Annotated in this window: 27 protein-coding genes; 19 read left to right on the top strand and 8 right to left on the bottom strand. The window is 68.1% G+C overall.

Annotation, left to right across the window (positions count from 1 at the left end):
* Positions 1–7 precede the first annotated feature (7 nt).
* Positions 8–505 (bottom strand): LabA-like NYN domain-containing protein, encoded by a 498-nt coding sequence (locus ABY42_RS05360; protein WP_004977506.1) that lies wholly within the window; start codon positions 503–505, stop codon positions 8–10.
* 391 nt (positions 506–896) lie between these two features.
* Here ABY42_RS05360 and dapA point away from each other — a divergent pair, with 391 nt between their 5' ends.
* The 11 genes from dapA (at position 897) to psmA (ending at position 9,874) form a co-directional block, all read left to right on the top strand.
* Positions 897–1,814 carry a 4-hydroxy-tetrahydrodipicolinate synthase gene (gene dapA / locus ABY42_RS05355; protein WP_050458886.1) on the top strand — a complete coding sequence of 306 codons (918 nt, stop codon included), beginning with the start codon at positions 897–899 and terminating at the stop codon, positions 1,812–1,814.
* Entirely contained in the window at positions 1,811–2,572 is a 762-nt protein-coding gene (dapB, locus tag ABY42_RS05350) for a 4-hydroxy-tetrahydrodipicolinate reductase (protein ID WP_050458885.1), read from the top strand. Before dapA ends, dapB begins: the two co-directional genes overlap by 4 nt.
* The gene (locus ABY42_RS05345) at positions 2,569–3,411 is read left to right on the top strand and encodes a 2,3,4,5-tetrahydropyridine-2,6-dicarboxylate N-succinyltransferase (protein WP_004977509.1); all 843 of its coding nucleotides are present in this window, start codon (positions 2,569–2,571) and stop codon (positions 3,409–3,411) included. The genes dapB and ABY42_RS05345 overlap by 4 nt, the downstream gene beginning before the upstream one ends.
* Entirely contained in the window at positions 3,408–4,655 is a 1,248-nt protein-coding gene (gene lysA, locus ABY42_RS05340) for a diaminopimelate decarboxylase (protein ID WP_004977510.1), read from the top strand. The genes ABY42_RS05345 and lysA overlap by 4 nt, the downstream gene beginning before the upstream one ends.
* A 20-nt stretch (positions 4,656–4,675) precedes the next feature.
* Positions 4,676–5,542: a diaminopimelate epimerase gene (gene dapF / locus ABY42_RS05335; RefSeq protein ID WP_004977511.1), complete on the top strand. Its 867-nt coding sequence runs from the start codon at positions 4,676–4,678 to the stop codon at positions 5,540–5,542.
* Positions 5,539–6,636, top strand: coding sequence for a M20 family metallopeptidase (locus ABY42_RS05330; protein ID WP_050458884.1), 1,098 nt, complete (start codon positions 5,539–5,541; stop codon positions 6,634–6,636). The genes dapF and ABY42_RS05330 overlap by 4 nt, the downstream gene beginning before the upstream one ends.
* A 50-nt stretch (positions 6,637–6,686) precedes the next feature.
* A complete protein-coding gene (locus ABY42_RS05325) occupies positions 6,687–7,241 on the top strand; it encodes a BGTF surface domain-containing protein (protein ID WP_004977513.1) in 555 nt (184 codons plus the stop codon).
* A gap of 73 nt (positions 7,242–7,314) precedes the next feature.
* Entirely contained in the window at positions 7,315–8,010 is a 696-nt protein-coding gene (locus ABY42_RS05320) for an RNase P subunit p30 family protein (RefSeq protein WP_004977514.1), read from the top strand.
* On the top strand, positions 7,994–8,620 hold the full coding sequence (locus ABY42_RS05315; RefSeq protein ID WP_004977515.1) for a class I SAM-dependent methyltransferase: 627 nt from the start codon (positions 7,994–7,996) through the stop codon (positions 8,618–8,620). Before ABY42_RS05320 ends, ABY42_RS05315 begins: the two co-directional genes overlap by 17 nt.
* Positions 8,621–8,629: 9 nt before the next feature.
* Complete coding sequence (locus tag ABY42_RS05310; protein WP_004977516.1) at positions 8,630–9,109, top strand: Rpp14/Pop5 family protein; 480 nt, start codon at positions 8,630–8,632, stop codon at positions 9,107–9,109.
* A 6-nt stretch (positions 9,110–9,115) separates the two neighbouring features.
* Positions 9,116–9,874, top strand: coding sequence for an archaeal proteasome endopeptidase complex subunit alpha (gene psmA, locus ABY42_RS05305; RefSeq protein WP_004977517.1), 759 nt, complete (start codon positions 9,116–9,118; stop codon positions 9,872–9,874).
* Positions 9,875–10,109: 235 nt separating this feature from the next.
* Here the strand turns inward: psmA and ABY42_RS05300 are convergent, their stop codons facing one another.
* The 6 genes from ABY42_RS05300 to purH all read right to left on the bottom strand — a co-directional run bounded on the left by ABY42_RS05300 (position 10,110) and on the right by purH (position 16,543).
* Positions 10,110–10,463, bottom strand: coding sequence for a helix-turn-helix transcriptional regulator (locus ABY42_RS05300; RefSeq protein ID WP_004977518.1), 354 nt, complete (start codon positions 10,461–10,463; stop codon positions 10,110–10,112).
* Positions 10,464–10,488: 25 nt separating this feature from the next.
* Complete coding sequence (locus ABY42_RS05295) at positions 10,489–11,241, bottom strand: NRDE family protein (RefSeq protein ID WP_004977519.1); 753 nt, start codon at positions 11,239–11,241, stop codon at positions 10,489–10,491.
* 111 nt (positions 11,242–11,352) lie between these two features.
* Complete coding sequence (locus ABY42_RS05290) at positions 11,353–11,550, bottom strand: hypothetical protein (protein ID WP_050458883.1); 198 nt, start codon at positions 11,548–11,550, stop codon at positions 11,353–11,355.
* Between the two features lie 67 nt (positions 11,551–11,617).
* On the bottom strand, positions 11,618–14,089 hold the full coding sequence (folP, locus tag ABY42_RS05285) for a dihydropteroate synthase (RefSeq protein WP_050458882.1): 2,472 nt from the start codon (positions 14,087–14,089) through the stop codon (positions 11,618–11,620).
* A 157-nt stretch (positions 14,090–14,246) separates the two neighbouring features.
* The gene (locus ABY42_RS05280; protein ID WP_004977521.1) at positions 14,247–14,672 is read right to left on the bottom strand and encodes a universal stress protein; all 426 of its coding nucleotides are present in this window, start codon (positions 14,670–14,672) and stop codon (positions 14,247–14,249) included.
* A gap of 293 nt (positions 14,673–14,965) precedes the next feature.
* Positions 14,966–16,543, bottom strand: a complete 1,578-nt coding sequence (gene purH, locus ABY42_RS05275) for a bifunctional phosphoribosylaminoimidazolecarboxamide formyltransferase/IMP cyclohydrolase (RefSeq protein ID WP_050458881.1) — start codon at positions 16,541–16,543, stop codon at positions 14,966–14,968.
* 189 nt (positions 16,544–16,732) lie between these two features.
* Between purH and purB the strand changes: the two genes are divergently transcribed.
* The 8 genes from purB (at position 16,733) to ABY42_RS05235 (ending at position 24,305) form a co-directional block, all read left to right on the top strand.
* On the top strand, positions 16,733–18,124 hold the full coding sequence (gene purB, locus ABY42_RS05270; protein WP_004977523.1) for an adenylosuccinate lyase: 1,392 nt from the start codon (positions 16,733–16,735) through the stop codon (positions 18,122–18,124).
* Positions 18,125–18,440: 316 nt separating this feature from the next.
* The gene (locus ABY42_RS05265; RefSeq protein ID WP_050458880.1) at positions 18,441–19,514 is read left to right on the top strand and encodes a glucose 1-dehydrogenase; all 1,074 of its coding nucleotides are present in this window, start codon (positions 18,441–18,443) and stop codon (positions 19,512–19,514) included.
* On the top strand, positions 19,511–20,143 hold the full coding sequence (gene gfcR, locus ABY42_RS05260; RefSeq protein ID WP_004977525.1) for a transcriptional regulator GfcR: 633 nt from the start codon (positions 19,511–19,513) through the stop codon (positions 20,141–20,143). Before ABY42_RS05265 ends, gfcR begins: the two co-directional genes overlap by 4 nt.
* Before the next feature lie 96 nt (positions 20,144–20,239).
* A complete protein-coding gene (locus ABY42_RS05255; protein WP_004977526.1) occupies positions 20,240–20,584 on the top strand; it encodes a glutaredoxin family protein in 345 nt (114 codons plus the stop codon).
* 168 nt (positions 20,585–20,752) lie between these two features.
* Positions 20,753–21,319 (top strand): DUF7110 family protein, encoded by a 567-nt coding sequence (locus ABY42_RS05250; RefSeq protein ID WP_004977527.1) that lies wholly within the window; start codon positions 20,753–20,755, stop codon positions 21,317–21,319.
* A gap of 137 nt (positions 21,320–21,456) precedes the next feature.
* Positions 21,457–22,434 (top strand): phosphoadenosine phosphosulfate reductase family protein, encoded by a 978-nt coding sequence (locus tag ABY42_RS05245; protein ID WP_004977528.1) that lies wholly within the window; start codon positions 21,457–21,459, stop codon positions 22,432–22,434.
* A gap of 134 nt (positions 22,435–22,568) precedes the next feature.
* On the top strand, positions 22,569–23,522 hold the full coding sequence (locus ABY42_RS05240; RefSeq protein ID WP_050458879.1) for a phosphoadenosine phosphosulfate reductase family protein: 954 nt from the start codon (positions 22,569–22,571) through the stop codon (positions 23,520–23,522).
* A gap of 72 nt (positions 23,523–23,594) precedes the next feature.
* Positions 23,595–24,305, top strand: a complete 711-nt coding sequence (locus ABY42_RS05235) for a diphthine--ammonia ligase (RefSeq protein WP_050458878.1) — start codon at positions 23,595–23,597, stop codon at positions 24,303–24,305.
* 57 nt (positions 24,306–24,362) lie between these two features.
* Here the strand turns inward: ABY42_RS05235 and ABY42_RS05230 are convergent, their stop codons facing one another.
* Positions 24,363–25,331: a sugar phosphate nucleotidyltransferase gene (locus ABY42_RS05230; protein ID WP_004977531.1), complete on the bottom strand. Its 969-nt coding sequence runs from the start codon at positions 25,329–25,331 to the stop codon at positions 24,363–24,365.
* Between the last annotated feature and the right edge of the window lie 23 nt (positions 25,332–25,354).

Genomic DNA, 25,354 nt, shown 5'->3' with positions numbered 1-25,354 from the left:
CTGCGACCTACAGCAGGAACGTCTCTTTTCGTTCGGAGAGGTCGATGAACGCGTCCGCCGCCTCGACGAGTTCGTCCGCGGTGGACTCCTTGAACGCCATCACCTCGACGCGGACGCCCTCGTGGCGGAGGTGGGTACAGAGCCGCTCGAAGTCGCCGTCGCCCGAACAGAGGACGACCGTGTCCACGTGGTCGGCGAGGCTGACCGCGTCGAGCGCGATGCCGAGGTCCCAGTCGGCCTTCTTCGAGCCGTCGCCGAACGTCTTGATGTCCTTGATTTTCGTCTCGAAACCGATGTCGACGAGTGCATCGAAAAAACTCCCCTCGTCGGGCGAGTCCGCTCGGATGACGTAGGCGATAGCGCGGGTGAGCGCGCGGCCCGCCGTTCCCTTCTTGAGGAGCGACGAGTAGTCGATGTTCCGCGAGTACAGACTCTGTGCCGTATGGTAGAGGTTCTGCGCGTCGGCGAGGATGGCGACGCGCTGGTCGGGGTGAATCTCGGTCATTCGTACGACGCTTGGGCGGCGCGGGCTAATAACCGTCCGGGGAGGCGGGCACGCGTCGGACGAGTGTCCACCTCGGTGACCGGAAACCGGACGGAGAGCGCCCCAAAGCCGCCGGAGGCGGGCCGTCGAGGTCCGGCAGGTCCTGCAGACGACGCAAGTTATATTACGCTTCCAGCACCTGCATCCGGTGTGAACGACGCGACGCGGCCCTCGGAGGTCACCACACCCTCGACAGCGTCGCGTGCCGCTTTCTTTTCGAAAAAACGTGCGTACTGAATCGCTCGTTGCGGGAGTAGCGATCCCGTCTCGGGCGGCCTTCGGCTGACGCACGTTCCGGTCACACGACCGATACCGACCTTCCCACGACCGTCACCACACCCATCACCGACACATGACATCATTCGACTTCCGCGGCGTCTATCCCGCGATGACCACGCCGTTCCACGACGACGGCAGTATCGACTTCGAACAGTTCCAGGCCGACGTGCGACGCCTCGAAGAGGCCGGCGTCGACGGCATCGTGCCCGTCGGTTCGACCGGCGAGTCGGCGACGCTCACCCACGACGAACACGTCGAGGTCGTCGAGGCGGCCGTCGAGGCCGTCGAGGACGTGCCCGTCGTCGCCGGCTCCGGGTCGAACTCGACCCGCGAGGCGCTCGAACTCTCTCGGCGCTCCGCCGACGCCGGGGCCGACGCGCTGCTTCTCATCTCGCCGTACTACAACAAGCCCGAGCAGAGCGGTCTCGTCGAGCACTACCGGACCATCGCCGACGAAATCGACCTGCCGCAGATCGTCTACAACGTCCCCGGGCGCACCGGGAGCAACATCCTGCCCGAGACGGCCGCGACGCTCGCCGAGCACCCGAACATCACCGCCTACAAGGCCGCCAGCGGCGACCTCGGCCAGATTTCGGAGGTCGTCGAGCGGACCCGAGACGAGCAGTTCGCGGTGCTGTCGGGCGACGACGCGCTCACGCTCCCGATTCTCTCGGTCGGCGGCGTCGGAGCCATCTCGGTCACGGCGAACGTCGAACCCGCGCGCGTCGGTGCGATGGTCCACTCGGCGCTGCAGGGCGACTACGAGCGCGCCCGGGACATCCACCACGACCTCGCCCCGCTGAACCGCCACCTGTTCTCCGAGACGAACCCCATCCCGGTCAAGGAGGCCATGGAGATTCGGGGCTACGGCCCGGCGCGCCTGCGCCCGCCGCTCACCCGCCTCACCGAGGAGAACACCGAGGAACTGCGCCGCCTGCTGTCCGACCTCGAAGCCGAACAGGCGATTCCGGACGGGGGTGCTGCCGAGTGACGGTCTCTCTCGGCGTCACCGGCGCGACCGGCCGCATGGGCGGGGAAGTCCTCGCCGCGGCCGTCGACCGCGACGACCTCTCGGTCGCCTTCGCAGTCAGTCGCTCGCCCGGCGACGAGGTCGAGGGCGTCGCCGTCGAGGACGCGGCCGACTTCGCCGACCTGCTCGCCTCGCGCGCCCCCGACGTCGTGGTCGACTTCACCGGCCCGGGTTCCTGCATCGAGTACGCGTCGGCCTGCGCGGAGGCGGGCGTCGGCTTCGTCACCGGCACGACCGGGCTGAGCGAGGGCGGCTTCGACGCGCTCCGCGAGTCCGCATCGGAGGTCCCGGTGCTGTACGCCTCGAACTTCTCGCGCGGCATCGCGGCGCTCCGCCGGGCCGTCCGCGAGGCGGTTCCCGCCCTCGACGGCTACGACATCGAACTCACGGAGACGCACCACAACGCCAAGCGCGACGCCCCGAGCGGAACGGCGCTGACCATCCTCGACGACATCGACGAAGCACGCGGTGAGTCCCCGCGCGTCCACGGCCGCGAGGGCGAAGCGCCCCGGTCCGAGGGCGAAGTCGGCGTCCACGCTCGCCGGGCGGGGGATATTGCCGGTGAGCACGAGGTATTACTGGCTGGAAATCACGAGTCACTATCACTCACACACCGCGCGGGGTCGCGGGGGGTCTTCGCCGCTGGCGCGCTCGACGCCGCGGCGTGGCTCTCCGACCGCGACGCCGGGTGGTACGACTTCACCGAGGTACTCGAATGAACCTGGAATCCGACGTACGAGACCTGTGGCAGCGATACAACGACGGCGACGTGGACGCCGAATCGGCGACCGTCGACGAACTCGACACGCTCGACGCGTTCCTCGACGCCCTCGAAGCGGGCGAGGTGCGCGCCGCCGAGAAGACCGGCTCCGACGTGACCTCGTGGGAGGCCAACGAGTGGGTCAAGCGGGGCATCCTGCTCAACTTCGGCCTGCGCGAGACGCTCGCCCGCGAGTACGGCGACGTCCGCTACCACGACGTGCTCCCCCTGCGCGACACCGAAGACCTCGGCGAGCGCGGCACGCGCAACACCCCGGACGGCACCGCCATCCGCCGCGGCGCGTACCTCGGCTCCGACTGCATCATGATGAGCCCCTCGTTCGTGAACGTCGGCGCGCACGTCGGCGACGGCACGCTCGTGGACTCCTGTGACACCGTCGGCTCCTGCGCGCAGATCGGCGCGAACGTCAAGCTCGGCGCGAACACGCTCATCGGCGGCGTGCTCGAACCCGTCGAGGACGCCCCGGTCGTCGTCGAAGACGGCGCGGCGCTCGGCGCGGGCTGTCGAGTCACCTCCGGCTTCGTCGTCGGCGAGAACTCCATCGTCGGCGAGAACACGCTTCTGACGCCCCGAATCCCCGTCTACGACCTCGTGGACGAGGAGATTTACTACGGCCACCTGCCCGCGAACCGCCGCGCCTTCACGCGCTTCGTGGAGTCGTCGCTCGGCGACCACGACCTGTTCGCCGGCGGCGCGTACAAGCCCGCGGTCGTCGCCCTCGACATCGAGGACGACACCCTCGACGCCACCCGTCGGGAGGAGGCGCTGCGCGAATGAGCGGCGGCGGGCCGGCCGTCCGGCGGCTCTCGGACTGGGACCGCGAGCACCTGCTGTCGCTCGCCGACGAGTTCGGCTCGCCGCTGTACGTGACCGACCTCCGTCGCGTCCGCGAGAACTGTCACCGACTCCGCGAGGCGTTCCCCGAGGCGCACGTCAGCTACGCCGTCAAGGCCCACGCCGGTCGCGCGGTGCTCGAAACCGTCCGCGAGGCCGGCGTCGACGCCGAGTGCGCCTCCGCGGGCGAAGTCGAGCGCGCCCTCGACGCCGGCTTCCCCGGCGAGCGCGTCCGCTACACGGCGGTCAACCCGCCGGACGCCGACCTCGACCACGTCGTCTCGCGGTGGGAGTCGAACCCCGAGATGACCGTCACGGTCGGCGCGGCGGACACTATCGACCGCCTGCGCGAGCGCGGCTTCGACGGTCGGCTCTGCCTCCGGGCGAACCCCGGCGTCGGCGCGGGCCACCACGAGAAGGTCACGACCGGCGGGCACGCGAAGTTCGGCATCCCCATCGACCGCGTCCCCGACATCGCCGCCGACGCGCGCGACGAGTTCGACCTCGTCGGCGTCCACGCCCACGCGGGAAGCGGCATCTCCGGCGACGACCTCTCGGCGCACCGCGAGTTGGTCCGCCGGATGGGCGACCTCGCCCGAGAGGTCGGCGACCTCGAATTCGTCGACGTGGGCGGCGGCTTCGGCGTCCCCTACCGCGAGGACGAACCGCCGCTCGACCTCGACGCCGTCGCCGACGCGACCCGCGAGGCGCTCGGCGAGGTGGACGCGCGACTCGCAATCGAACCCGGCCGCTACGTCGTCGCCGACGCCGGCGTCCTCCTCTCGCGGGTCAACACCGTGAAGGAGGCCCCCGAGACGACCGTCGTCGGCATCGACGCTGGTATGACGACCCTGCTCCGACCGGCGATGTACGACGCGTACCACGCGATTTCAAACCTCTCTCGGCCCGACGCCGACCCGGTTTCGACCATCGTCGCGGGCCCCGTCTGCGAGACGAGCGACGTGTTCGCCGACGGCCGCGAACTCCCCGAACCCGAGCGCGGCGACTGTCTCGCGCTCGGCAACGCGGGGGCGTACGGCTACGAGATGGCGAGCACCTACAACTCTCGTCCGCGCCCCCCGGAAGTCGTCCTCGACGCCGACGGCCCCCGACTGGCCCGCCGGCGCGAGACCCTCGACGACGTCACCGCACTCGAACGAACCGCATCCGAGCACATCCCCAACTGACCAAGCACCAACACAGAATCATGAGCGTACTCAACACCGTTCCCTTCGAAAAGTTCCACGGCACTGGAAACGACTTCTTCGTCGTCGACGCAGACGACCCGGTCCCGGACCGACCCGCCTTCGCCCGCACCCACTGCGACCGCGAGGCCGGAATCACCCTGAGCGAGAGCGAACGCCGCGGCGCAGACGGCGTCCTGTTCCTCGCGCTCGAATCGCGCTACGACCCGCCGCGGGTCGTCATGACCCTCGTCCAGCCCGACGGCTCCGTCGCCGCCATGTGCGGCAACGGCGCTCGCGTCGCGGCCGCGTGGGCCGCCGAGCGAACCGGCACGAACGAAGTCATGATAGACACGCCCGCCGGGACCCGTCGCGCGAGCCTCGACGGCACCGACGTGACCGTCGAGATGGGCGCGCCCTCGTTTGCGCCCCGCGACGTACCGCTCGCGTCCGACGACGAACTCGTCGACACCGAGGTCGAGGGCCTGACCGTCACGGCCGTCAACACGGGCGTGCCCCACGCCGTCGCCTTCGTCGACGACGTGGACGACGTGGACCTCGAATCGGTCGCGCCGGCGGTCCGTCACGCACCGGTGTTCACCGAGGGCGCGAACGTCACGCTCGCCTCCCCCGACGGCGAGGGCGGCTTCCGCCAGCGCACCTTCGAGCGCGGCGTCGAAGGCGAGACGCAGTCCTGCGGCACCGGCGCGGTCGCCGTCGTCGCGGCCGCGAAGCGACTCGGACACGTCTCCGGTGACGACCCCGTAACCGTCACCCCGCCGGGCGGCGCGCTCTCCGTGACCGTCCCCGACGAGGGCTCCGCGCTCCTCGGCGGACCCGCCGTCTACGAGGGCGACGGCGAAGCCGACATCGTCTTCCGCGAGCGATGAGCGGCGACGCCGACGGGTTCGACCCCGTGGCGTTCCTCGAACGGGCCGTCCCCGTCGCGTCGAACGACGACGTGGGCGAGATGCGCGACCTGCTGGTCGAGACGCTCGAAGCCGAGGGCGTCTCCCCGACCGTGGACGACGCCGGCAACACCGTCGCCTCGAAGGGAGCGGCGGAGCCGGCGACGCACCTCGTCCTCAACACGCACATCGACACCGTCTCGCCGCACGTCCCGTACGACCGCGACGATGGCGTCATCCACGGCCGCGGCTCCTGCGATGCCAAGGGCCCACTCGCGGCCCTGCTTTCGGCCTTCTTCGCCGCCGACCCCGGCCCCGACGCCCGAGTGACGCTCGCCATCACGCCCGACGAGGAACTCCTCTCGACGGGCGCCGCCGAACTCGACCTCGGCGGCGACATGTACATCGTCGGCGAGCCGACCGGCCTCGACGTCTGTACGGCCGCGAAGGGTCGGTTCGAGGGAACGGTGTCGCTGTCGGGCGTCGCCGCGCACGCGGCCGAGCCGCAGTCGGGCGTCAACGCCGTGGACGCGCTCGCGCCGGTCCTCGACGCGCTCCGGTCGTTCGACGACGACCGCGAGGCCCACCCCGAACTCGGCCCGGCGACGCTGACGCCGACGATGGTCGACGGCGGCGCGAACTCGAATCAGGTGCCCGCCGACTGCCGACTCGTGGTCGACCGCCGGAGCGTCCCGCCGGAGACGGCCGAGGGCTTCCGCGAGGAACTCGAATCGACGCTCCGGGCCGCCGCGCCCGACGACGTTGGCGTCGACTTCGCGCTCACGGAGCGCCCGACGCCGTTCCTCGAAGCGTTCGCGACCGACCCCGACCACGAACTCGTGACGGCGCTCGCCGCGGCCTCCCGAGACGCCGGCGGGCGGGCGGACGTCCGGCCCTTCACGGCCGCGACCGAGGCCTCCTACTTCTCGCCCGCGCCCGTCGTCGTCTTCGGTCCCGGCGACCTCGCCGACGACGAGGGCGCGGTCGCGCACGCCGACAGAGAGTACGTGCGCACCGACGACGTGCGAACCGCGGCCGCCGCGCTCCGCGCCGCCGTCGCCGCGCTCACCGCCTAACTGTTAATTAATCAAAACGTACTTGTTGTCCGAACGATACGTTTCGGACGATGCGCCCTCCCCATCTCGTCGTCTCCCTCCTCGTCGTCGTCGCGCTGTCGCTTCCGGGAGCCGTCGCCGCCGACGGCACCGTTATCGACCACTCCGGCGAGGGACTCACGCTCGACGCGGCCGATGACGAGCACATCCACGGGACGACCTCGTTCTCGTCCGGGACACTCATCGGCGTCCGCGTGAAGTCCGTGGGTGACACCCACCCGTTCCTCGTCTCGAAGGCCGTCCGCGTCGGCGAAAACGGCACGTTCGACGTCACGTTCGACCTCTCGGAGCTGTCCCAGCTCCGCGGCGGTCCGGTTCAAGTCTCGATTCGCCACAACCAGCAGTCTATCTACCAAGAAAACGCCACGCTCGTGACGCACAACATGCCCGGTGACTCGACGCTCACGCCCGACGTCGAGACCACGGCGACGACGACCGAAACGGCCCCGCCGTCGACGGCGACGACGACCGATTCGCGGTCCGGGTTCGAGGTCCCCGGCTTCGGCGTCGGTGCGGGCGTCGCCGCGCTCTGCCTCGCGTCGTTCGCTGCGTACGCCCGGTTCTGACGGTCCGTCGCCCGCCCTCGCGCCGGAGCTCCGGAACGCAACGCCCTTTTCCCACCCGTTCCTGTGTCGGCGTATGTACGAGGCGGTCTACGCACACCCCGACGGCGAGAGCACGGCCAGCCGCGCCGCCGTCGCCGCCGGTCGGTACGACTACGACGGCGTCGTCGTCCGCGCGCTCGACGCCAGCCCCGACTACGACCGCCTGCGCGACGACCTCGACGTGGACCTCGTCGACGCCGTCGAAATCGACGCGTCGAACCCGGAACGCGCCAGCGGCGCGGTCGGGAACTACCGCCCGCAGCGCGAACTGCTCATCCTCCGCGGCGGCACGAACGCGCTCAACCGCTTCGCCGTCGAACAGCCGCGAGTGGACGTGCTCTCGCGTCCGATGGACGGCGACGGCAACTTCAATCACGTCCTCGCCAAGGCCGCCCGCGACAACGGCGTCCGCGTGGAGTTCGACTTCGGTCCGGTGCTTCGAAGCGACGGGGGGACTCGCGTACAGGCGATTTCGGCCCTCCGGAAACTCCGCGAACTCGTCGAGTACTACGACGCGCCCTACGTCGTCTCCGCGACCCCGTCGTCGCACCTCCACCTGCGGAGCCCCCGCGAGCTGGCGGGGCTGGGCGAGGTCATCGGCTTCGACCCCGAGCAGGTGCTCGACGGCCTCCGCGAGTGGGGTCGCCTCGCGGCGCGCAACCGCGAGCGCATGTCCGAGTCGTTCATAGCCCCCGGCGTCAAACGGGGACGGTATGAAGAAGACGATTGAGGAACACGCCGCCCGCTTTTCCCACATCGCCGCGGAGTACGACGATTCGCAAGACAGCGATGAGTACCGCGCGTGCGTCTCGCTCGTCGTCCACTACGCCGACCCCTCCCCCGAGGACGTGGTCCTCGACCTCGGCACCGGAACGGGCGCTATCGCCCTCGCGCTCGCCCCCGACGCGAAGCGCGTCGTCGGCCGCGACATCAGCGAGGGGATGCTCGAACAGGCCCGAACCAAGGCGGCCGAAGTCGGCATCGAGAACGTCGAGTTCGGCGAGGGCCGGTTCCGCGAACCGAACGTGGACGACGACGAGCAAATCGACATCGTGGTCACGAACTTCGCCATGCACCACCTCTCCGACGAGGAGAAACGCGAGGCAATCGGGGTCATCGCCGACCTCGAACCCCGGCGGTTCGTCCTCGGCGACGTGATGTTCTTCGGGACGCCCGACCCCGACGAGCCGTTTTACTCGCCCGAGGTGGACGACCCCGCGACCGTCGGCTTCCTCGCCGACGCGCTCACGGACGCCGGGTTCGTCCTCACGGCCGTCGAGTCCGTCCACGAGCAGGTGGGCGTCCTCGTCGCCGAGCGAGCGCCGACCGCCGACGAGTGAACTGAACCGATGAAACACCTGCCCAAACACCTCCGGCCGCGGCGGCGGTACCTCGCCGTCGAAGTCGAGACGTGGCCCGACGCCGACCTCGGCCGCGGGCCGTTCCAGCGCGAACTCTGGTACGCCGCCCAGAACCTCTACGGCGACGCCGGGAGCGCCGACGCCGACCTCACCGTCCTCGGATTCGACTACGCCGACGGTATCGCCGAGACTATCGTCCGCGCCCGTCGCGGTCACGTCGAAGACGCCCGGGCCGCGCTCGCCTGCATCGACGCCGTCGGCGGCGACCCCGTCGGGGTGAGAGTGCGAGGCGTCTCGGGGACAGTGCGTGCCTGTTCGGAAAGGTATTTACACGGCCGGGCCGGAATTTCCGAGGAGAGAACCGTCGTGTTCGAGAACGAATCCCGAACCGCCGTCGTCCGCGACTCACTCTTGGACGTCGGCGGTCCGGACGGGTTCACGGGCGCGACGCAACTCGATTTCGAGTGATATTCCATGCAGGGACAAGCGCAACAACAGGCGTACGACCGCGGGATTACGATCTTCTCGCCGGATGGTCGACTCTATCAGGTCGAATACGCTCGTGAGGCCGTCAAGCGCGGCACCGCGAGCATCGGCGTGCGAACGCCCGAGGGCGTCGTCCTCGCGGCGGACAAGCGCTCTCGCTCGCCGCTGATGGAGCCGACGAGCGTCGAGAAGATTCACAAGGCGGACGACCACATCGGCATCGCGAGCGCCGGCCACGTCGCCGACGCCCGCCAGCTCATCGACTTCGCCCGCCGCCAGTCGCAGGTCAACCGCCTCCGCTACGGCGAACCCATCGGCATCGAGACGCTGACCAAGGAAGTCACCGACCACATCCAGCAGTACACGCAGGTCGGCGGCGCGCGCCCGTTCGGCGTCGCGCTCCTCATCGGCGGCGTCGAAAACGGCACCCCCCGTCTCTACGAGACGGACCCCTCGGGGACCCCCTACGAGTGGAAGGCCGTCTCCATCGGGGCCGACCGCGGCGACCACCAAGAGCACCTCGAAGAGAACTTCCGCGACGACCTGACCCTCGACGAGGGTATCGAACTCGCGCTCGAAGCCATCGGCTCGACCAGCGAGGAGGGCACTTCGCCCGACGGCGTCGACGTGGCGACGGTCTCCGCGGAGACCGAGCGCTTCGTCGAGCTGTCTAACGACGAAATCGAGAGCTACCTCGAAGCCAACGACCTGTTGGCGACCGAGGACGACGAACAGACCGAAGAGTAAACCGCGTCCCGCGGTTCCCGTTCTCGCGCGTTCTTCTTCGACTCCCATCTCCCCCGAGCGACCGCACCGTCGGCTCGGACGCGGCGGGCGGAGCGTCGCGTCGCTCACGGTCGGTGACGGGTGCAAGCGAGACGCTGAACGGGATGAAAACAGACCCGGACGGAAGGAAAACGGACGGGAAACAGAATCGGGAAAGCGGTCGTCTATCGGGTTCTCGAACGAGACCGCAGTCGTCTCAGTACTCCTCGTAGGCGAGGTTCATGAGCCACTGCGAGAAGGCGTTGCTGTTGGCGTTTATCTCTTCTTCACCGATGAGCGGCGAGAGCATGTCGCCCGCCATCAGCATCGAGAAGCTGAGGTCGCGCGCGGCGGGTTCGAGGTAGTAGGTGGTGTGGCCGTTGTAGACGGTCTCGGTTCGCTTGATGAGACCGAGCGACTCCAGCACCTCGGCGATGCGGCTCCCCTTCCGGGAGGAGATGTCGAGTTCTTTCCAGAAGTCGCTCTGGTGGATGCCGCCCGACTCGCGGATGAGTTCCAGTCCCGCGTGCTCGTCGGAAGAAAGGTCTTGCTCGGCTTCGCTCGCGCTCATACCACCTACACGTCGTGCGAGCGGTTTAATCCTGACGTTCGACCGGTTCGAAGGCGGTCTGACACGGCGGGCCGTCGGCGAATTCGTAGGCGAATTCCGCCTCGCCGAGCGTGATGACCGACGACGAGCGCGTGCCGAACCGACCCTCCGGGTCGTGGACGCAGACGCCGAAATCGTGGTCGCCCAGCGCCGCCTTCGCCCGCTCGCGCCACGCAGTCACCGACTCGTCGGGCTCGGGCTGGAGCGCCTCCTCCAATCGCCGGGCGTTGTCGGCCTGCCGCTCCCCAACTTCGGGCCGTCGCTCGGGGACGAACCACGAGTCGGGCGTGCCGACGTTGACGACCACGCGGACGCCGGGGTCGAAGTTCCGAACCGAGACGCTCCCGTCCCACTCGAAGAACAGCGCGGCGTTCTCGTCGGCGACGACGAGGTTGAAGCCGTCGTAGGTGTGGTCGTCGACCGCGTGTTCGACGAACCGGGCGGCGTCCTCGGCGGTCTCACGGCGGAGCGCGTCGCGGACGAGGCGGCCCCGGGAACGCTCGCCGCCCCCCGCGACCTCGACCCAGCGGTTGGTGATGCCGACGAAGACGCCGGCGTCGTTGTAGCCGACCCACGTCCCGCCCGCCTCGGCGTCCCGCGGGGCGACGATTGCGGGGCCGTCGCCGTCGTCCCACCGCCGTGGCGGTTCGGCGGGCCTGCCGAGTTGCTCGTCGCGGTTGGCGGCGACGACGACCGGCGCGTCTTCGAACACCTGCCACGCGAGGATGAGTGTGCACACGAAGAGAGAGTAGGCACCCGGCGCAGAAAAACACCGGCTCCGACTGCTGACCCGGCCTTCGGCTCCCGGTCCAGTACCTGATTCGGCTCCCGAACGACCGGGAAACGCCACTCACTCGTCGGACCGCTCGTCGAGTTTCGTTTCCAGTTCCGCCACTCGGCGTTCGAGGTCCTGCCGCGGTTCGAGCACCCGCGAGGCGACCGCCTTCGCGGCGAGGCCGCCGGCGAGGAGAAGTATCAACAGGAGGGGAACGGCGACGACCAGCACGTGTGGGAACTCCGTCGAGAGCCAGTACGGGAGGAGGGACATACGCGAATCGAATCAAGTGTGTGACAAGAGTTTGTCGAAGCGCGGGACCTGAGCCGGCAGCCGTGTCTCAGTCTTCGCTCTCCGAGTCGCCTTCGAACCGGCTCGGGTCCCGCGAGGCGAGCGCGACGTTCACGGCCGCGACGTTCTCCGGCACGTCGTGGACGCGGACGATGTCGGCCCCGCGGTCGGCGGCGATGGCCGTGCCCGCGACGGTCGCCGCGAGGTTGTCGCCCGGCTCCTCGCCGACGAGCGAGAACATCGACTTGTGGGAGTGGCCGACGAGAATCGGACAGCCGAGCGCGGCGAACTCGTCGGCGCGCCCGAGGAGTTCGAAGTTCTCGGCCTTCGACTTCCCGAATCCGAGGCCGGGGTCGACGATGAGGTTCCGCCGGGGGATGCCCGCCTTCTCGGCGAGTAACACCAGTTCGGTCAGTTCGTCGATGACGTCCTCGACCACGTCGTCGTAGTCGACCTCGCGGGACGGGTCGACCGGCGCGTCGATGCTGTGCATCACGATGACGGGCGTGTCGCGCTCGGCCGCGAGAAAGCGCATCTCGGGGTCTTCGAGGCCGGTCACGTCGTTGAGGATGTCCGCGCCGGCGTCGAGGGCGGCCTCGCCGACGGCCGCCTTCCGGGTGTCGACCGAGACGAGCACGTCGAGGTCGGCGATGGCCTCGATGACGGGCGCGACGCGGCGAATCTCCTCGTCGACCGGGACCTCGTCCGCGCCGGGACGGGTGCTCTCGCCGCCCACGTCGATGATGTCTACCCCGGCGTCGACCATCGCCCGCGCCTGTTCGACGGCGTCGTCGATGTCGTAGAACTCCCCGCCGTCGTGGAAGCTGTTCGGCGTCACGTTCAGGATACCCATGACGGCCGTGCCGTCGTCCCACGGGTACTCGCCGGCGTCGTCGCGGTCGGTGCCGCTCGCGCCGAACGCCTCCCGAATCTCCGCTGCGACCCCCGCGAGCGCGTACGGCCGGGCTTCGAGGGCCGCCGTCAGTCGCTCGAACTGGTCGAGCGTCCCGGTCAGGACCACGTCGACGAGTTCGCCGCCGAACTCGTGGCCCGAGACGGCGCAGTCGCCGCCGACGGACAGCAGTTCCTCGCGGAGCACTCGGGCCTGTCGGCGCTGGACGCGGGTGTGGACAGTTCGATTGACCGCCCGCTTCGCGCGCGCCCCCCGGTCGGCGGCGTCCGACACGTTCGCGCGTTCGAGCGTCCGGCGAGCGTCGTCGAGGGTGCGGTGGGATTTCGGGACGACCGCCCGCGTCCACGTCGTGCGCGCCTCGGCGACGACGTACAGCGAGCCGACGACGAGCACGCAGTCGTCCGGGGCGGCGCGGGCGCGCGCCAGGTCGAGCGCCGAGGCGACCGCGCCGCCGGTCTCCACTTCGGGGCCGTCGAGGCGCTCGAAGACGGACGACAGAATCTCGGGGTCTTCGCCCCGCGAGATGTCCGCCTTGCAGGTGACGACCGACGCGACCTCCGGGAGCGCTCCGACCATCTCGCTGTGGTCCTTGTCGTGCATCGCCCCGTAGACGAGGTGGAGGTCGTCGTAGTCGAACTCGTCGAGGACGGTGGCGACCTGCGCGCAGGCGTCGGGGTTGTGCGCGCCGTCGAGGACGACCGTCGGCTCCGTGCCCATGACCTCGAACCGACCCGGCCAGTGGGCGTTTCGGAGGCCGCGGTGAATCGCCTCCTCGTCGATGTCGGGGCGGACCTGCCGGGCGAGCGAAACGGCGATACCGGCGTTTTGCGCCTGATACGCGCCCAAAAGCGGGATTCGAACGTCGAGCGTCTCGTCGTCGGTCTCGACGGTGACGGCGGCCTCCTGGTGGTTGACGCGGCCGCCGTAGGAGGCGCGAACGTCGGCGTCGGAGCCGGCGTCGCCGACGGTCAGCACGTCGCCGACCTCCTCGCGGATGACCGACAGCGCCTCGCCGGTCGCCCCGGTTACGAGCGGCGCGTCGGCGGGCGCGACGGCCGCTTTCGTCTTCGCGATTTCCGCGACGGTATCGCCGAGGACGGCGGTGTGTTCGAGCGAGACGTTGGTGACGGCGCTGGCGACCGGGTCGACGGCGCTCGTCGCGTCGAGTTCGCCGCCCATCCCGACTTCGAGGACCGCCACGTCCACGTCCGCGCGGTCGAAGTACCACAGCGCGAGCGCGGTCACGGTCTCGAAAAAGGTCAGCGGCTCGCCGTCGGCGGCCCGCTCGACGAGGTACGGCTTGGCTTCGGCCACGAACGTCGACAGCGCGGCCTTCGGAATCTTCCGGCCGTCGACGCGGATTCGCTCCCGCACGTCGTCGAAGTGCGGCGAGGTGTAGAGGCCGACGTGCGCGCCCGACTCGCGCAGTATCGCGTCGACCATCCGGGCGGTGCTTCCTTTGCCGTTCGACCCCGCGACCTGCACGAACGACACGCCTTCGTGGGGGTCGCCGAGGTGAGAGAGCAACCGCTGAATCGACTCGGTCCCCGGCTTGACCTGAAACCGCCGGAGGTCGAAAAGGAAGTTCACCGCCTCGTGGTACTCCATACGCGTGAGAAACCGGACGGTGGGCTTAGGCCTAACGCTCCACGTCACTCCTGCGACACGACGCCGGTCGCCCGACAGCCCCGACCGCCACCGCCGTCATCGGCGACGCTCCGCGGGCGACCCGGAACGTCACCGGAGTGCGCTTAACGCGCCGGCTTCAGTCGATGTGGACGACGAGCACCGGGCGCTTGGCGTTCTCGATGACGCGCTCGGTGACGCTCCCGAGCGAGGTGAGTTTGTCGCGACCGGTCCGCCCGTGGGTCCCCATCACGACCACGTCGACGTCGTGTTCGTCGGCGTAGTCGAGGATGACCCGGTGCGGCACGCCGTCGCGGATTGCGGTCGCCGTCGAGGCCTTCCCCTCGCACTTCTCGGCGCACCGCTCGACCGCCTGTACCGCGTCGTCGCGGAGCGACTGGATGACCGCGTCCTGTTGGTCGCCGCCGGCGGCGAGGTACACCCGCTGGTCGACGACCGACAGCACGTGAATCTTCGACTCCGCGTCGGCGAGTTCGAGCGCGTGTTCGACCGCCTGCATCGTCCCCTCGCTCCCGTCGGTCGGCACCAGGATGTGTTCGTACATACCTCTGTGTTCGCCTCGCCGACACTTGAAGGGACACCGTCGGTGTTAGGACGTGGGAACGGTCTCGGGGCGTCTGGAAGTGAGAGAGGAGATGTCCAGTCGTGCCCAAAATCGCGCGAGACTCACATTCGTTCGTCTCACTGACTTCCGTCACTCCTTCACGCTGTTCAGTCGTGACGGAAGCATCGCGTCCGCGCTACGCGCGGCCACGAGTTTCCACCACTAATCGTGGCGGAAACACCGAAGCACTCCCTCCGGTCGTGCTTCGAGCTTTAGACGCTCCTTCGCTCCGCTCAGTCGTGTCTAAAGCACCGCTGGCCGGTGAAGACCATCGCAATTCCGCGCTCGTCGCACGCCTCGATGACGTCCTCGTCGTTCACCGAGCCGCCGGGCTGGATGACCGCCTCGATGCCCGCGTCGGCCGCCTTCTCCACGCCGTCCGGGAACGGGAAGAACGCGTCGGAGGCCATGACGGCTCCCTGCGCGTCTTTGCCCTCGGCGTGTTCCTCAGCCTTCATCGCGGCGAGTTCGACCGCGTCGACCCGGGAGACCTGCCCCATGCCGACGCCGACCGTCTCGGTGCCCTTGGCGAAGAGAATCCCGTTGGACTTCACGTGCTTCAGGACCTTCCACGCGAACAGCATCGTCTCCAACTGCTCGTCCGTGGGTTCGGTCTCGGTGACGACTTCGAGGTCGTCCAGCGTCGGCGTCCAGAGGTCGCGCTCCTGAACGAGTCGCCCGCCGACGAGCGCCTTTTCGGTGTACGTCTCGGTCCGGTCGCCGAGTTCGCCCACATCGAGGACGCGGAGGTTCTTCTTCTCGGTCAGCACGTCGAGCGCGTCGTCGGTGTAGCCGGGCGCGACGACGACTTCCTTGAACGAGTCGATGATGAGCTCGGCCGTCTCGGCGTCGCACTCGCGGTTGAGCGCGACGATGCCGCCGAAGGCGCTCATCGGGTCGGTGGCGAGGGCGTCGGCGTAGGCCTCCGCGAGCGTGTCGGCGGTGGCGCAGCCGGCGGGGTTCGTGTGCTTGATGACCGCCGCGGCAGGCTCGTCGAACTCCTTGATGATGTTCAGCGCGCCGTCGGCGTCGTTGTAGTTGTTGTACGAAAGCCCCTTCGCGCCCTCGTTGAGCTGGGGCGCGCCGACGACCGACGCCTCGTCGCACGTCTCGTCCACGTAGACCGCGGCGTCCTGGTGCGGGTTCTCGCCGTAGCGGAGTTCGTCGTAGCGGTCCTCGGAGGTGACGCGGCGCTCGGGGAGCCCGGCGTCAACGTCGCCCTCGACGGTGACGGAATCGTCTTCGACCGTCACGCGGCCCTCGGCGAACCAGCGGACTGCGCGCGGGTAGGCCTTGAACTCGGCGTCGTAGAGGACGCGCGATTTGAGGTCGTCGGCGTCGTCGTCGGTGTAGACCGGAACGGCCTCCTGCGTGACGATGGGGCCGGCGTCGACCTCCTCGTTGACGACGTGGACCGTACAGCCGGTCGTCTTGACGCCGGCGTCGAGCACCTGTTCGTGGGCGTCCATGCCGGGGAACGCGGGGAGCAGCGACGGGTGGACGTTGAGCGTCGTCGGCGCGGCGTCGAGGAACGTCGAAGTGAGCACGCGCATGTAGCCGTCGAGGCAGACGAGGTCGAAGTCGTAGTCCGCGAGGGCGTCGAGGATGCGCTCCTCGTGGGACTCGCGGGCCTCGTCGTCGCCGCGCTCGACGACTTCGCTGGGGATGCCGTGTTCGTCCGCCCAGTCGAGGACGGGCGCGTCGGCGCTGTTCGAGACGACGACGCCGAGTTCCGCCCCGCCGGGGGCGCGGTCGGCGACGTTGCGAAGGTTTCGTCCGCGGTTGCTCGCGAGACCGGCGATGGTGACCATGTGAGAAAGGGGACTCGCGGCCCTCAAAGTGGTTGCGGTCCTCGACGGCAATATATACTCGATTGTGTATATGTGTGACGACACGCAGCCGCAGAGCGCGTCTGAGTGGGCATACTTGTGCGCAAGTATCGCCTCCGCGGCGGCGACGAACCCCCGGCGTTTAACCTCCCCCATCGTGACGACTCAGACATGACCGACGCCGACCGGCACGACCCGCTGTACGCGGTGTCCCCGCTCGACGGGCGATACGCCTCCCGAACCGCACCCCTCGCGCCGCACGTCAGCGAGGCCGCCCTCATGCGCGCCCGCGTTGAAGTCGAAGTGGAGTACCTCCTCGCGCTCGCCGACCTCGACGCGACGCCCCTTTCGTTCTCCGAGAGCGAGCGCGCCGACCTCCGAGCACTCTACGAGGCGTTCGACGCCGACGACGCCGACCTCGTGAAACGGCTCGAAGTCGAGGGCGCAGAAGGGTTCTCGGCGACGAATCACGACGTGAAGGCCGTCGAGTACTTCATCCGCACCGAGACCGACGAGTCGGTCCACCCGTGGATTCACTTCGGGCTCACCTCCGAGGACGTGAACAACCTCGCCCAGCGTCTCATGGTGAAGGGCGCGGTCGAGGAAGTCCTCGTGCCCGAACTCCGCGACACCCGCGACGAACTCGTCTCGCTCGCGCGGGAGTTCCGCGACGTGCCCATGCTCGCGCGCACTCACGGGCAGCCCGCGACCCCGACGACGTTCGGCAAGGAGATGGCCGTCTACGCCGCCCGTCTCGGTCGGACGCTCGCCCGCGTCGAGGCCGCGACCGACGAACTCGCCGGCAAGCTCGCGGGCGCGTCGGGCGTCTACGCCGCCCACGTCGCCGCCTACCCCGACGTGGACTGGCGGGCGTTCTCCCGCGAGTTCGTCGGGTCGCTCGGCCTCGAACACACCGCGCTCGCCACGCAGGTCAACCCCTGCGACGACCTCGCGGCGCTGTTCGACGCCGTCCGCGGCGTCAACAACGTCCTCGTCGACCTCGACCGCGACGCGTGGCTCTACGTCTCCGACCGCTATCTGGGACAGGAGGCCGTCGAGGGCGAGACCGGCTCGTCGACGATGCCGCACAAGGTCAACCCCATCGACTTCGAGAACTCCGAGGGCAACCTCTCGAAGGCCAACGCGGACCTGACGTTCCTCGCCGACTACGTGACGACCTCGCGCCTCCAGCGCGACCTCTCGGACTCCACGGTCAAGCGGAACATCGGCGCGGCGTTCGCCCACTGCCTCATCGGCTACAAGAAGACCCAGACCGGCCTCGGCAAGGTCGTCCCGAACGAGCAGGTCATGCGCGACGAACTCGACGACACGCCGGCCATCATCGGCGAGGCCGTCCAGACGATTCTCCGCCGCGAGGGCGACACGCAGGCCTACGAGCGAGTGAAGGAGCTCACCCGCGGCCGCGAGGTGACCCTCGACGACTTCCACGACCTCTTCGCGGACCTCGACGTTGACGAGGAAACTCGCGAGGAACTGCTCGCGCTCACGCCCGCGACGTACGTCGGTCTCGCGGACGAACTCGTCGACGACATCGAGAACTGAACCGTCGACCGGGTCGTTGGAACGTCGGCCCGGCGAAGCGGTACGCTACTTTCTGCGGTCGGTCGAACGCGTCGCTGAGCCGAGCGACCGTCAGGAGAAAACCGAGACCGCCTCAGAAGCCGACGGGCACGGGGTATCGGCTTCGGTGCGGTTCGGGCACGGGTTCGGCGAGCGCCGGCACGGTTGGGCTGGACAGGCTGGTCCGCGCGAGGCGGTTCGTCATGGGCTGGTGCGACGACGCAGGGCGCTCACCGTGGCTGAATTATTTACTCATCATAGAATAAGTCTTTTGGTGGGGTGGTGCATTGGTGGGGGTATGAAAGCAATCGCCGTCAAGCGCGGGGAAGACAAACCGGTCGTCATCGAGAAGCCGCGACCGGAACCCGACGTCGGGGAGGCGCTCGTCCGAACGCTTCGGGTCGGCGTGGACGGGACGGACCACGAGGTCATCGCCGGCGGCCACGGGGGGTTCCCCGAGGGCGAAGACCACCTCGTGCTCGGCCACGAGGCGGTCGGTATCGTCGTCGACCCGAACGACACCGAACTGGAGGAAGGCGACATCGTCGTGCCGACGGTCCGCCGCCCCCCGGCGTCCGGGACGAACGAGTACTTCGAGAAGGACCAACCCGACATGGCTCCCGACGGGATGTACGCCGAGCGCGGTATCGTCGGCGCGCACGGGTTCATGTCCGAGTACTTCACCAGCCCGTCGGACTACCTCGTCCGCATCCCGCGCTCGCAGGCCGAACTCGGCTTCCTCATCGAGCCCATCTCCATCACCGAGAAGGCCCGCGAGCACGCCTACGCGAGCCGCTCCGCGTTCGACTGGACCCCCTCGTCGGCGCTCGTCCTCGGCAACGGGAGCCTCGGACTCCTGACGCTCGCCATGCTGAAAGCCGACGATAAGGGCTACGAGGACCTCTACTGCCTCGGTCGGCGCGACCGCCCCGACCCGACCATCGACATCATGGAGAAGCTCGGCGCGACCTACGTCGACTCCCGCGAGACCTCGGTCGAGGAGATTCCGGACGCACACGAGCACATGGACTTCATCTACGAGGCGACCGGGTTCCCCAAACACGCCATCCAGTCGGTGCAGGCGCTCGCGCCGAACGGCGTCGCGGCGCTCCTCGGCGTCCCGAGCGACTGGGAGTTCGAGGTCGACGCCGGCGCGTTCCACCGCGAGATGGTTCTCCACAACAAGGCGCTCGTCGGCAGCGTCAACTCCCACGTCAAGCACTTCGAGGCCGCGACCGTGACGTTCACCAAGCTCCCGCGGTGGTTCCTCCGCGACCTCGTCACCGGCGTCCACCCGCTTTCGGAGTTCGAAGCAGCATTCGAAGACGACGACACCACTATAAAAACGGCCATCGAATTCGATACTGTATGAAGAACGTCGACGACCTCATCGCCAGCGCGGCGGAGCTCGCGGACCGTGGCCTCTCGAAGGGCGAGATTGCCGACGAGTTGAACGTCTCCCGCGAGACCGCAAGCTGGCTGGTCGAACGGAGCGGCGCGGCGACCGAACCCGAACCCCAGGTAGAGCCCGACGGCCCCGACGACATCCACGTCGATTGGAACGCCATCGGCAGCGGCGGCAAGCGCCTCACCTACGTCGGGCGCGCACTCGCCGACCTGCTCATGGAGACGAACGGCGAGGCCGACGTGACCGTCGGTATCGAGAAGGCGGGCGTCCCCCTCGCGACCTCCGTCTCGCGCGAACTCGAAACGACCCTCGCGGCCTACTCGCCCGCGAAACACCAGTGGGACGAAGGCGACATCGAGGACCTCGGCGGCGGCTTCTCCCGGAACTTCGCCCCCGTCGAGGGACGGAACTGCTTCATCGTCGACGACACGGTGACGAGCGGTACGACCCTCCGCGAGACTATCGACGCCATCCGCTCCGAGGGCGGCGAACCCCTCGCGTGCGTGGTCATCGTCGACAAGCAGGGCGTCGAAGAGATAGACGGCGTCCCGGTTCACTCGCTCATCAACGTCGTCCGCGTCGGCGAGCAGTAACGCCCAGCACGGGCCGCCGCGCAGTCGGAGTCGGCCCTGCGGACCGAACCCACCGGCGACGCAACTCCTTTGTCCGCCCGGCGGTTATCTGGGCGCATGACGTTCCAACCGGAGAGCTTGGACCCAGAGGAAGTACAGTCCCGCGTCGACGAAGCCGTCGCGGACAACCGCGTCGTCCTGTTCATGAAGGGTAACCGCCTGATGCCGCAGTGCGGCTACTCCGCGAAGGCGGTCGACCTCATCTCCCAGTACGTCGACGAGTTCGAGACCGTCGACGTGCTGCCCGCGCTCCCGCACTACCGCGAGGCGCTCAAGGAGAAAAGCGACTGGGAGACCATCCCCCAGACGTTCGTCGACGGCGAGTTCGTCGGCGGCAGCGACATCCTCGAAGAACTCGACGAACGCGGCGAACTCGAAGCGACGCTGACCGGCGCGAACTGACCGCCGGAAGCGACCCCGGCAGACCGCCGGACCGCGGCCCGACGCCGACTTCTTATCTGTCGCCTAACGAGAAGGGGAGGCCATATAAGCCTCGAACTCGTACATGCACACAGGTATCGCCATCCGGGTGCGCCCGCACCGTGGCTCTCGTCGATACCGAAGCCAACAATGTCAGGCCGCGTATATCGACTCCATTCGACGTTGGAACTGCCACTCGAAGACGTGATGGACTACTTCGAAAACGACCCAGAACTGCCGCCTGAGGTCGAGAACGTAGACATCACCCGCCGAAACAACACCCTCATCATCAAAGCCGTCTCCGCCGACGACAACCTCAGCAAGTACACGCCGACGGCCCAGTTGAAAGCGAGCGTGACGGAAAATCGCGTCTACGAGGAAGAGCCGCCCCGAGCGGGCGCGCCCAACTGGGGAGACGACGAAGAAGAGGAGATACCCTCCGAACTCGTCGAGTTCGCCTGCTTCAAAGGCGACCTCGAAACCGTGCTCCAGAACACGGCGCTCCAGTACCCGATGTTCCTCGTCCTCCGCGAGATCGCGATGCTCTCGGAGAAGGGGACGCTGACCGCCATCACCGAGGAAAGCGACGAACTCCAGGCGACGCGCATCGTCGAGGGCGAAGTCCGCGCCGCCTCCGTCGAAGTCGTCGAGAACCCCCAGCAGAACGGGTCCTCGGACAGCGGAATCAACTGGCGCGACAACAAGTTCATCTCCTAACCGCGTCGTATCTTCCCACCCCGTCACCGCCGAGCCACGTGAGTCAGCGGCCCAAATCGTGTTCGGCGGTATCACGCATCACACTAATCCTCGGGCAAAAAGCATTTACACCGCCTAATTAGATGTAATTACACATCATGTCGGAAGCCGAAGCCTTCCCGGACTACCTCGACGTCGACTACACCGACGGCGAGGGCGAGACGCCGGAGGACTACCCGAGTATCGAGGACAAGATCGAGAAGGCCATCGAGGTCACGAAGCAGGGACTCGAGCAGTACGAGAACCCCGCCGTGATGTGGACCGGTGGCAAGGACTCCACGCTCACGCTCTACTTCATCAAGGAGGTCGCAGAGCGCTACGACCTCGAAGTCCCGCCGGCGGTCTTCATCGACCACTACCAGCACTTCGACGAGATCATGGACTTCGTCAAGCACTGGGCCGACGAGTGGGACCTCGACGTCATCTGGGCCCGCAACGAGGACGTCGGCGCGTACGTCGACGAGAACGGCCTCGAACCCGGCGACGACATCCCCGTCTCGGAACTCTCCGAGCACAACCAGCACCACATCCGCAACATCCTCGAGTACGAAGAGGACACCTTCCCCTTCCTGCTCGACACCTACGTCGGCAACCACCTGCTGAAGACCGTCGCGCTCAACGACACGCTCGAGGAGTACGACATCGACGGCGTCATCTCCGGCGTCCGCTGGGACGAACAGGAAGCCCGCGCCGACGAGACGTTCTTCAGCCCCCGTCACAACCCCGACATCTACCCCCCGCACGACCGCATTCAACCCATCCTCCAGTTCGAAGAGAGCGCCGTCTGGGACGCCTTCTGGTACTTCGCGGTCCCGGACACCGTCGAGAACTACCCCGAGGACGGCTACGTCCCCACGAGTGACACCGACCTCCCCGAGGGCGTCACGCAGGAGGACGTTCCCGTCTCGCCGAAGTACTTCGCCGGCTTCCGGAGTCTCGGCAGCGAGGTCTCGACCGACAAGTCCGCCGAGGAACCGGCGTGGCTGCAGGACATGGAAAACACGACCGAGCGCGCGGGCCGCGCCCAGGACAAAGAGGACCTGATGGAGCGCCTGCGCGACCTCGGCTACATGTGAAGTCGGTCGACGGCTAACCCGACGAGACGTTCTTTTTCGACGCTGGCTCCCCGACGCCGACTGCAGAGAGTGACCGCGACTGCGACTGTCTCGCAGCGGAAACAGGGATATCCTCGGCGAGCGACATCTGTGGCATGAGCCTCGCGTTCCCCGACTATCTCGACCTCGACTACGCCGACGGCCGAGACCAGACCGCCGCCGACTACCCGACGCTCGAAGACAAACTCCAGAAAGCGGCCGCGGTGACCGCGACCGCCCTCGAACAGTACGAGCGCCCGGCCGTCATGTGGACCGGCGGCAAGGACTCCACGCTCGTCCTCTACGTCGTCCGCGAGGTCGCCGCCGACATGGGCGTTCCCGTCCCGCCCGTCGTCTTTATCGACCACTTCGAGCACTTCGACGAGACCGAGGCGTTCGTCCGCGAGTGGGCCGACCGATGGAGCCTCGACCTCGTCGTCGCCCGCAACGAGGACTTCGCGCGACTCGGCGCGTCGCCCGGCGACGAGATTCCCCTCTCGGAGCTCGGCGACGACACCCGCCGCGAACTCGCCCGCCTCGGCTACGAGGGCGAGACCATCGTCCTCGACGCCGACACCTTCGAGGGCAACCACCTGCTGAAGACCGTCGCGCTCAACGACACGCTCGAAGACCGCGGCTTCGACGGCGTCTTCTCGGGCGTCCGCTGGGACGAACAGGAAGCCCGCGCCGACGAGACGTTCTTCAGCCCCCGCCACGACTCCGAGAGATATCCGCCGCACGACCGCGTCCACTCCATCCTCCAGTTCGAGGAGGCCGACGTGTGGGCGGCGTTCTGGAACTACATCGTCCCCGACTCGGTCGAAGGCTACCCCGCGGGCCACGTCCCCGCCGCCCTCGACGACCTGCCCGAGGGCGTCGAACCCGCCGACCTCCCCGTCTCGCCGAAGTACTTCGAGGGCTACCGCTCGCTCGGCACCGAATCCGGCTCCGCGAAGTCCGACGACCGACCCGCGTGGGTGCAGGACCTCGGCGCGAGCGCGGAACGCGAGGGGCGCGCGCAGGACAAAGAGGACCTGATGGGTCGGCTTCGCGACTTGGGTTACATGTAATGCGAGCTGCTCGAAACGAGTCCGCGGCGTCCACACCGTAGCGCCTATCTCCCCCAACACGCTATCGCCTCCATGACAGCCGAGTGGGTCAGCCTCTTTTCGGGCGGGAAGGACTCCTCGTGGGCGCTCTACCGCGCGCTCGAGGAGGGTCTGAACGTCACCCGTCTTCTGACCGTCCACCCCAGCGACGACTCGTACATGTACCACGTGCCGGCGACCGACCTCGCCGCGCTCGCCGCCGAAAGCACCGGCATCGAACTCGTCGAGGTCCACCCCGGCGACCTCGAAGCGACCGACGCCGACGACTCGGGCGCGCAGGGCGACGCCGAACTCGAACCCCTCGAAGCGGCGCTGTCGGACCTCCAGTCCGAAATCGACCTCGCGGGCGTCACGGCCGGAGCCATCGAAAGCGAGTTCCAGACCAACCGGATTCAGGCGATGTGCGACCGCCTCGGAATCGACCTGTTCGCCCCGCTGTGGCAGGAAGACCCCCGCGAACTCGGCGACGCCATGCTCGAGGCGGGCTTCGAAATCACCATCATCCAGGTCGCGGCCCACGGCCTCGACGAGTCGTGGCTCGGCCGGACGCTCGACGCCGACGCGCTCGACGAACTGGAGGCGCTCAACGAGCAGTACGGCGTCCACATCCTCGGCGAGGGCGGCGAGTTCGAGACGCTCGTCACCGACGGCCCGCACATGGACCGCCCCATCGAACTGGAGTACGAGACGGAGTGGGAGGGGACTCACGGCAGGCTCCGCATCACCGACGCGTACCTCGGCTAAGAAAGAGCGTCCGCGGTTACAGTTCGGACCGCGGTTACAGTTCGGACCGCGTTCGCGTTACTGGCCGTTCGTCAGCCGCGAGTGCGCCCCGATGAGGGCGTTCGAGAGGTCGAGGCTCTCGATGTGCGTCTCCTCGTCGACGATGGAGTTCTTCAGCTCCGCGTTTCGGATGACTGCGCCGGGGAAGACCACGGACTCTTCGAGCACGGAGTCTTCGACCACCGCGTTGGCCATCACGTGGACGTTGGTGCCGACCTCGGTGTTCGTGAGCGTCGCCGACTCGTGGACGAAGTTCTCGCCGCCGAGGTACCACGCCACGGCGTCGAGGTAGCTCTGGGGCGTGCCGATGTCGAACCACGCGCCGTCGAACGTGTAGGCGAACACGTCGCCGTTCTGCTGGAGCCACTGCATGAACCAGCCGGGCTCGTCGGGGTTGTTGTCGCCGGAGAGATACTCGTCGAACTTGGGCAGGTCGTCCGCCGGGAAGGCGTAGCAGGCGATGGAGACGAGCGTGCTCTTGGGGTCTTCGGGCTTCTCCTGGAAGTTGATGACGCGGTCGCCGTCGAGTTCGACGAGGCCGTAGGACTTCGCGCGCTCCTTGTCGCCCACGTCGTAGGCGGCGAGACACGGCTCGTTTTTCTCGTAGAAGAAGTCCACGAAGTCGCCCACGTCGAAGCTGATGAGGTTGTCGCCCGCGATGACGACGAGGTCCTCTTCGACCTCCTCGCGGTCGATGAGCTGGGCGAGCGCGCCCACGACGCCGAACTTCTCGTCTTCCTCGCTGGTGTCTTCGACCGACAGCGTCGGCTTTTCGAACGGCGATTCGTCGATGTACTCCTCGAACGCGCCGGCGAAGCGCTCGTTCGTGCTCACGAACACCTCAGAGACCCGGTCGTCGGCTTCCAGGTCTTCGAAGATGGTGTCGATGACCGTCTGGTCGCCGACGGGCAAGAACATCTTGGGTCGGTGTTTGGTAATCGGCCACAGACGCGTTGCGTACCCACCGGCAAGGACGACTGCCTTCATATCCCCCAAATCCCGCCACGTGG

It is taken from the genome of Haloferax gibbonsii, from assembly GCF_001190965.1.
Lineage (GTDB): Archaea > Halobacteriota > Halobacteria > Halobacteriales > Haloferacaceae > Haloferax > Haloferax gibbonsii.
The sequence above is the reverse complement of the archived record's forward strand: the minus strand, read 5'-3'. Positions and strand labels throughout refer to the sequence as shown.

What these genes read in the sequence shown, in the direction of transcription:
- ABY42_RS05360 (WP_004977506.1), bottom strand. Translation starts at nt 505, where the DNA reads ATGACCGAGATTCACCCCGACCAGCGCGTCGCCATCCTCGCCGACGCG.
- dapA (WP_050458886.1), top strand. Translation starts at nt 897, where the DNA reads ATGACATCATTCGACTTCCGCGGCGTCTATCCCGCGATGACCACGCCG.
- ABY42_RS05345 (WP_004977509.1), top strand. Translation starts at nt 2,569, where the DNA reads ATGAACCTGGAATCCGACGTACGAGACCTGTGGCAGCGATACAACGAC.
- lysA (WP_004977510.1), top strand. Translation starts at nt 3,408, where the DNA reads ATGAGCGGCGGCGGGCCGGCCGTCCGGCGGCTCTCGGACTGGGACCGC.
- dapF (WP_004977511.1), top strand. Translation starts at nt 4,676, where the DNA reads ATGAGCGTACTCAACACCGTTCCCTTCGAAAAGTTCCACGGCACTGGA.
- ABY42_RS05330 (WP_050458884.1), top strand. Translation starts at nt 5,539, where the DNA reads ATGAGCGGCGACGCCGACGGGTTCGACCCCGTGGCGTTCCTCGAACGG.
- ABY42_RS05325 (WP_004977513.1), top strand. Translation starts at nt 6,687, where the DNA reads ATGCGCCCTCCCCATCTCGTCGTCTCCCTCCTCGTCGTCGTCGCGCTG.
- ABY42_RS05320 (WP_004977514.1), top strand. Translation starts at nt 7,315, where the DNA reads ATGTACGAGGCGGTCTACGCACACCCCGACGGCGAGAGCACGGCCAGC.
- ABY42_RS05315 (WP_004977515.1), top strand. Translation starts at nt 7,994, where the DNA reads ATGAAGAAGACGATTGAGGAACACGCCGCCCGCTTTTCCCACATCGCC.
- ABY42_RS05310 (WP_004977516.1), top strand. Translation starts at nt 8,630, where the DNA reads ATGAAACACCTGCCCAAACACCTCCGGCCGCGGCGGCGGTACCTCGCC.
- psmA (WP_004977517.1), top strand. Translation starts at nt 9,116, where the DNA reads ATGCAGGGACAAGCGCAACAACAGGCGTACGACCGCGGGATTACGATC.
- ABY42_RS05300 (WP_004977518.1), bottom strand. Translation starts at nt 10,463, where the DNA reads ATGAGCGCGAGCGAAGCCGAGCAAGACCTTTCTTCCGACGAGCACGCG.
- ABY42_RS05290 (WP_050458883.1), bottom strand. Translation starts at nt 11,550, where the DNA reads ATGTCCCTCCTCCCGTACTGGCTCTCGACGGAGTTCCCACACGTGCTG.
- folP (WP_050458882.1), bottom strand. Translation starts at nt 14,089, where the DNA reads ATGGAGTACCACGAGGCGGTGAACTTCCTTTTCGACCTCCGGCGGTTT.
- ABY42_RS05280 (WP_004977521.1), bottom strand. Translation starts at nt 14,672, where the DNA reads ATGTACGAACACATCCTGGTGCCGACCGACGGGAGCGAGGGGACGATG.
- purH (WP_050458881.1), bottom strand. Translation starts at nt 16,543, where the DNA reads ATGGTCACCATCGCCGGTCTCGCGAGCAACCGCGGACGAAACCTTCGC.
- purB (WP_004977523.1), top strand. Translation starts at nt 16,733, where the DNA reads ATGACCGACGCCGACCGGCACGACCCGCTGTACGCGGTGTCCCCGCTC.
- ABY42_RS05265 (WP_050458880.1), top strand. Translation starts at nt 18,441, where the DNA reads ATGAAAGCAATCGCCGTCAAGCGCGGGGAAGACAAACCGGTCGTCATC.
- gfcR (WP_004977525.1), top strand. Translation starts at nt 19,511, where the DNA reads ATGAAGAACGTCGACGACCTCATCGCCAGCGCGGCGGAGCTCGCGGAC.
- ABY42_RS05255 (WP_004977526.1), top strand. Translation starts at nt 20,240, where the DNA reads ATGACGTTCCAACCGGAGAGCTTGGACCCAGAGGAAGTACAGTCCCGC.
- ABY42_RS05250 (WP_004977527.1), top strand. Translation starts at nt 20,753, where the DNA reads ATGTCAGGCCGCGTATATCGACTCCATTCGACGTTGGAACTGCCACTC.
- ABY42_RS05245 (WP_004977528.1), top strand. Translation starts at nt 21,457, where the DNA reads ATGTCGGAAGCCGAAGCCTTCCCGGACTACCTCGACGTCGACTACACC.
- ABY42_RS05240 (WP_050458879.1), top strand. Translation starts at nt 22,569, where the DNA reads ATGAGCCTCGCGTTCCCCGACTATCTCGACCTCGACTACGCCGACGGC.
- ABY42_RS05235 (WP_050458878.1), top strand. Translation starts at nt 23,595, where the DNA reads ATGACAGCCGAGTGGGTCAGCCTCTTTTCGGGCGGGAAGGACTCCTCG.
- ABY42_RS05230 (WP_004977531.1), bottom strand. Translation starts at nt 25,331, where the DNA reads ATGAAGGCAGTCGTCCTTGCCGGTGGGTACGCAACGCGTCTGTGGCCG.